The organism is Massilia genomosp. 1, from assembly GCF_011682185.1.
Taxonomy (GTDB): Bacteria; Pseudomonadota; Gammaproteobacteria; order Burkholderiales; family Burkholderiaceae_D; genus Telluria_A; species Telluria_A rubra.
Genome location: NZ_WHJF01000190.1, coordinates 1 through 5,414, shown reverse-complemented (window position 1 = coordinate 5,414; position 5,414 = coordinate 1). Strand labels below are relative to the sequence as shown.

6 protein-coding genes are annotated in these 5,414 nt (G+C 48.0%); all 6 read right to left on the bottom strand.

Features of this window, described 5'->3' with window-relative positions:
* Nucleotides 1-108: 108 nt before the first annotated feature.
* The gene (locus tag F1735_RS32340; protein WP_167240966.1) at nt 109-441 is read right to left on the bottom strand and encodes a hypothetical protein; all 333 of its coding nucleotides are present in this window, start codon (nt 439-441) and stop codon (nt 109-111) included.
* Between the two features lie 15 nt (nt 442-456).
* Nucleotides 457-945: a hypothetical protein gene (locus tag F1735_RS32335; protein WP_167240964.1), complete on the bottom strand. Its 489-nt coding sequence runs from the start codon at nt 943-945 to the stop codon at nt 457-459.
* 1,125 nt (nt 946-2,070) lie between these two features.
* Entirely contained in the window at nt 2,071-2,559 is a 489-nt protein-coding gene (locus tag F1735_RS32330) for a hypothetical protein (protein ID WP_167240962.1), read from the bottom strand.
* Between the two features lie 102 nt (nt 2,560-2,661).
* Entirely contained in the window at nt 2,662-4,221 is a 1,560-nt protein-coding gene (locus F1735_RS32325) for a hypothetical protein (protein ID WP_167240960.1), read from the bottom strand.
* Between the two features lie 14 nt (nt 4,222-4,235).
* On the bottom strand, nt 4,236-4,724 hold the full coding sequence (locus F1735_RS32320; RefSeq protein ID WP_167240958.1) for a hypothetical protein: 489 nt from the start codon (nt 4,722-4,724) through the stop codon (nt 4,236-4,238).
* 209 nt (nt 4,725-4,933) lie between these two features.
* On the bottom strand, nt 4,934-5,215 hold the full coding sequence (locus F1735_RS32315; protein ID WP_187364420.1) for an HlyD family efflux transporter periplasmic adaptor subunit: 282 nt from the start codon (nt 5,213-5,215) through the stop codon (nt 4,934-4,936).
* Nucleotides 5,216-5,414: the final 199 nt, after the last annotated feature.

The window sequence follows — 5,414 nt, the reverse complement described above, 5'->3', positions numbered from 1 at the left end:
CTTCGCGCCGCCCGCCCTTGACCCTGCTCCGGACCGGACATCGACAAGCGCCGCAAGGCGCAGACATTCACAGCGGTAGCCGATATGGTAGCCGAAGTCAACTTCCACTCAAAACGGCATTGGGCCCTTGCGGGCCACGCCGCTAAATGCCAACCCAGCATCCGCCCCGAAATCTTTAAAGCCATACGTGCCTTGGAAGGACAGATAGACTTTGCCCTTCGAATTTTTCCACATCGTGCCGTCGAAGCCGCTCCCCAAAATATCGCCGGATTCCAAATGTCTGATGACAGTAAATTCATTTGAGATAAACTCGGCCAAGACCGGGGTCATTTGATTTTCCAGCGCAGCTTTTAACAATGGCCCTTTCAAATCATCCTTCAAATTATTTGCATAAGCTGCATCAGATAAAATTGCGTTAAGAAAAATATCATGTATATTCATATATATCACTCCGTTTTAGTCTATAACTTCGAATTCACTAGCAAGCATGGGATATTCTTTTGGTTGGCAAGCACTGGTAAATAATAATGGGCCGCTTCCCTCCTGGAGGTAAAAATTTCTGGCCAAAATTCCTCCATCTGTTTCGAATACCACATACTTGATCATCAATGATTGATCGCTTTCATTAACAAACTCCCAAAGTTCGCTCGTCACGGGCACCGCCGTCCCGCTAATTTGCGTTTTTTCATGACGCACGAATTTGAGACGCGCGCCTCTTTTTTTCGCCATGTTCGGATCCTTATAGATCACCTGTTGCTCACATAAATTTCTGAACTGTATCGCCCCAACGATTTCATCCGCGACCGGCAGCGGATAGGCAACGACAACGATAATCGTCGAAATTAACGCCTTGTACGGATGATCGACCCGCCACATGATACCTTTCACCACCCACCAGAGCACACCAAGCCAGATCAGCAGCAATGCCAAAATATACAATCCCATAATTACATTATCCTTTTAGACTTTTGCACGTTGCTGCATATTTTCAAATTGACTTCTAATTGACAACTTCTTACTCAATGTAAAGGTCTTTTCCCTCTTTCGGGTAGCACACTTCGCTGAAGATTAACGGGCTACCTCCGTCGTTGATCTGGATATATCTAGTCAACGTCCCTGGCCTGTTCGGAATACGACATATCTAAGCATTACTGATTTATTGTTTTTATAGACGCACTCCCAAATTTCGCTTGTCATGGGAAGTGCCTTTCCGTCAATCTGCTCTTCTTCATGATCAACATATATAAGACGCGCGCCCTTTTTTCTCCATCTCCGGATCCTTATAGATCATCTGGTTCTGGCATAGCGTTCTGAACTGTATCGCCCCAACAATCTCATCGGCGAGCGGCAGCGGATATACATCCACAATGACAATCGTCAAAATCAAATTCTTATACCGTTGACCGACCAGCCATGTGATACCTTTGGCTACCCATCAGAGCACACCGAACCAGATGACCATCAATGCTAACTAGACCAATCCCATAGCAATACCCCCGTCTATATTCCTGCAAATTAATGCACATTTTCAAACCAACCTCCTCCTCAAATTCAGTCATCCCGACGACTGAGAACCCCGCGCAACCATTACCGCTCACGCAAACTCTCTTGCGTCGCGCGCAGAATCGACGCCAAAAAATAATCGATAATCCGGCGCTTGCCCTTGTTTGAATGTCAGCGTGGTTAGATAAAACGCCCATTTTTTCGTCGATTACCGCATCGACCGTGAGCACCTTGACTTTCGCGTCCACCGTGCCGTACTTGGCATAGGGAAAGTTTTTGAGCTTGACGTTGGCATCTGCCCGGCATTGACGAAGCGATGTCCTGGTGCGCGATGCTGACTTGGGCGCTGCCGCCGACCGTATCGGGCACCACGATGATCAAGGGCTGCGCCGCATCTAGCACACCGCCGGGGAAGTAAACTCAGCCAGAAGCGGGGTCATTCGCTCACCCGGTTTTCCTTGAAGGGTGAACCTGTCAAGCCATCGTCCAAACCGTCCACATAAACAGCATCAGCCAAAATCGCATTGATGAAAACATCATGCATATTCATATATATATTTCCCCGGCTTAGTTAATAACTTTGTATTCAGTAAAAATTGTGCTAATTTCTTTCGGCTGGCATGTGCCGGAAAAGATCAACGGACGCCCTCCCTCGTTGATCTGGAAATTTCTGGCTAAAAATCCTTGGCCCGCTTTGAAAACGACATACTTAAACATCAATGATTGATCGCTTTCATAGACGAATTCCTTAATTCTACTGGTCATGGGAAGCGTTTTTCCACCAACCCCATCTTCCCCATGAGCAACAAATATTAGACGTGTCCCTCTTCTTTTCGCCATCTCCGGATCCTTATAGATCACCTGATTCCTGCATAAAATCCCGAACTGTATCGCCCCAATAATTTCATCAGCGAGTGGCAGCGGATAGGCAATGGCAATAATAGTGGTCGGAATCAATCCCTTGTACCTTTTATCAACGCACCGCGTGATACCTTTCACCACCCACCAGAGAATACCGAACCAGACCAGCAGCAATGCCAAATAGAACAATCCCATAATTACATCCTCCTGTTATACAGTCGCAAACCGCAGCGTGTTTTTCGAACCAACATTTTCCCCGGACGCAATCGGCCCGAGGACTGACTTCACTGCATAACATTAACGGTCACCGCCTTGCAGCAGGTTGCCGTATTCACCACCAAACAGGATCTGGCGGCGTCCCGCGTCGCCGGAATCGGAACTGCCGGAGCGCAAGGTCGTATTGGTGACAGTGTCGTAGAACATCAGATTCGGGTAGGGCGCAATGCCGGTCGAGTCGGTTCTATTTCTCTCAATCACCATTTTTAACATCAAGGACCTGCTGGAAAGATACAGATCGCTGAAATTCAACGCGCCCGTGCGTTCTTTTATATCGAAATCAACCCGGTCACTTGCAATTTTATCTGCTAGCGACATGTGGCGCGCGGTAATGATTGCCAGCCCATCTAGAAAATAGGGTGTAACTTGAATCGGCAACAGATACTTCAAAGATAACAGATAGGGCAGATAACTTAATTCGTCGCTTCGCGCAGGGACCGAATTTGTTGGCAGGTTAATGCGAACCTTTCCGCTCAAGTCTGCAACGATTCCTGTAGGCTTGCCCTTTTCGTCAGCTTGAATTAGGCGCGATAAATTGTCATAAAATGTCACCCTACTTGCCGCGCTATCCTCAACGTCTCCAATGGGTGTCGGCGCCAAATTTTCATCGACGAACGTTTTAGTCAATGCATCAAGGAGATTTTCCAAACTACCATTACTTCGGTCCGAGCTATGCTTCAACACATAGCTCAACGTATTCCTATCGAATGATTTGTCAAGCTGCGCCATGATATCGGCAACACTGAGCGTATCAGTGAGCTTATACATGAAATGATTTGGAATCCCGACCGATTGCTCGTTAAAGATAGGCTGACGCTCCCCGGTTTGTGTAAACCACCAGGTATTTGTAACTGCATTGAGCCCATTTTCTGCGAAAAAATTGTCCTGATCAGTTTTATTTGGATATCGCCCCGCACCCAAACCCGGACCAAGCAAAGATTCCAACTGCATGAACGCTTTATCGCTGCCAAAAGCAAAACCAGCACTGTTAAATGTCGCGGCATGAATTTTCGGCACTTGCAAGTTAAACAGACGCAAAAACGCTGAGGCGAGATATCCGCCCAAGCTGTGACCATTCACTTCAACACCTTTAGCCAGGTCATCTGCCGCAATATGACCCGTACCAAAGACATCGGGCGCTTTTTCAAAAAACTGAGTAATTCCATCCCCTTCTTCGATCCTTACGCTCACCCGGATTTGGGCAACCTTATCTTTAGGCCCGCCGGTTTCACGAAGCCACCAGTTAACCATATCGGCAATCTGCATCCGTGCCATACCGTCCAAAGCCAACGAAGTATCGGCCACCATATCGCCCAGTCCTTTTGTGCCTTGCAAGGAAACAAAAATCTTCTTATCCGAAGTCGATCTCCAAATCGTTCCGTCGAATCCACTCATCCATTCATCATCAGTTTCAAGGTGGCTGACCACGCTAAATTCTCTTGCCATAAACTTGGCCAGAGCAGGGGTCATTCGAAGGCTCAACGCCTTTTCTAAATCAGAACCCTTCAATCCATCTATTAAATCGTACGCATACGAAGCATCAGCCAAAATTGCATTTATATAGATATTGTGTAAGTTCATTAAATTACCTCGAGTTAGTTGACAACTATATAATTTGTAAACAGCATACGATATTCTTCCGGGTGACACACTCCGACGAAAGTCAATGGCGCCTCCCCCTCGTTCAGCGGAAATGTTCTAGCCAGATATCCTTTCCCCGCCCTGAAAACGTTGTACCTCAGCATCAGCGCATGATTGCTTTCGCTTACATATTCCCGAATCTGGCGAGTCATTGGTAGTGCCTTATCATTAATTGGAATATCGGCATGAGGCATAGATATAATGCGCGATCCTTTCATATTCTCCATATCCGGCGACTTATACAGAACTTGATTCTTGCACAATTCACCGAATTGTATAGCACCAATGATTTCATCAGCCAGCGGCAGCGGCAATCCGAGCATGATAATGACCATTGCGACCAATTTTTTATGCTTGACATCGATTAACCATGCGATACCTCTTGCAATGACCAAAAGCACAAGAAACCAGCCTAACAGCAGTCCCAAATAGAAAAAACCCATTATCAAACACTCCGTTTATTGATGTAAATATTCTCTTTTTCCAAACCGGAAATCGCCTCAAGACTGATTGATCCCGCAACTTCCCACGCTCAGAACCATTAACGCTCACGCAAACTCTCCTGAGTAGCGCGCTGCACCGGCGCCAGCAAATAGTCGATAATCCGGCGCTTGCCCGTCTTGATTTCGGCGGTCACGTTCATTCCGGGACTCTATGCAACGCGCTTGCCGTCGACCATCAACGTGGTTTGCTTGAATTTCAGCGTGGCCGGATAAAACGATCCCTTCTTTTCGTCGGTCACCGCATCGGCCGTGAGCACCTCGACTGTGGCGTCCACCGTGCCGTACTTGGTATACGGGAAGGTTTCAAGCTTGACGTTGGCAATCTGCCCGGCATTGACGAAGCCGATATCCTGGTTCGCGATGCTGACCTGGGCATTGACGCCGACCGTATCGGGCACCACGATCATCAAGGGCTGCGCCGCAGCCACCACGCCGCCGCCGGGGAAATAGACTCGGCCAGAAGCGGGGTCATTCGCTCACTCGGTTTTTCCTGAAGGGTGAACCCACCTCGTTATACACAAGTGTTCAGTGCGCCAATTCCCCGTAGCGCGCGTATCGTTTCCGCCGCCACGTGAACATCCTTCAAGCCGAGCCAGATCGTCTTGACGCCGGGCTCGCCATCGCTCTTGC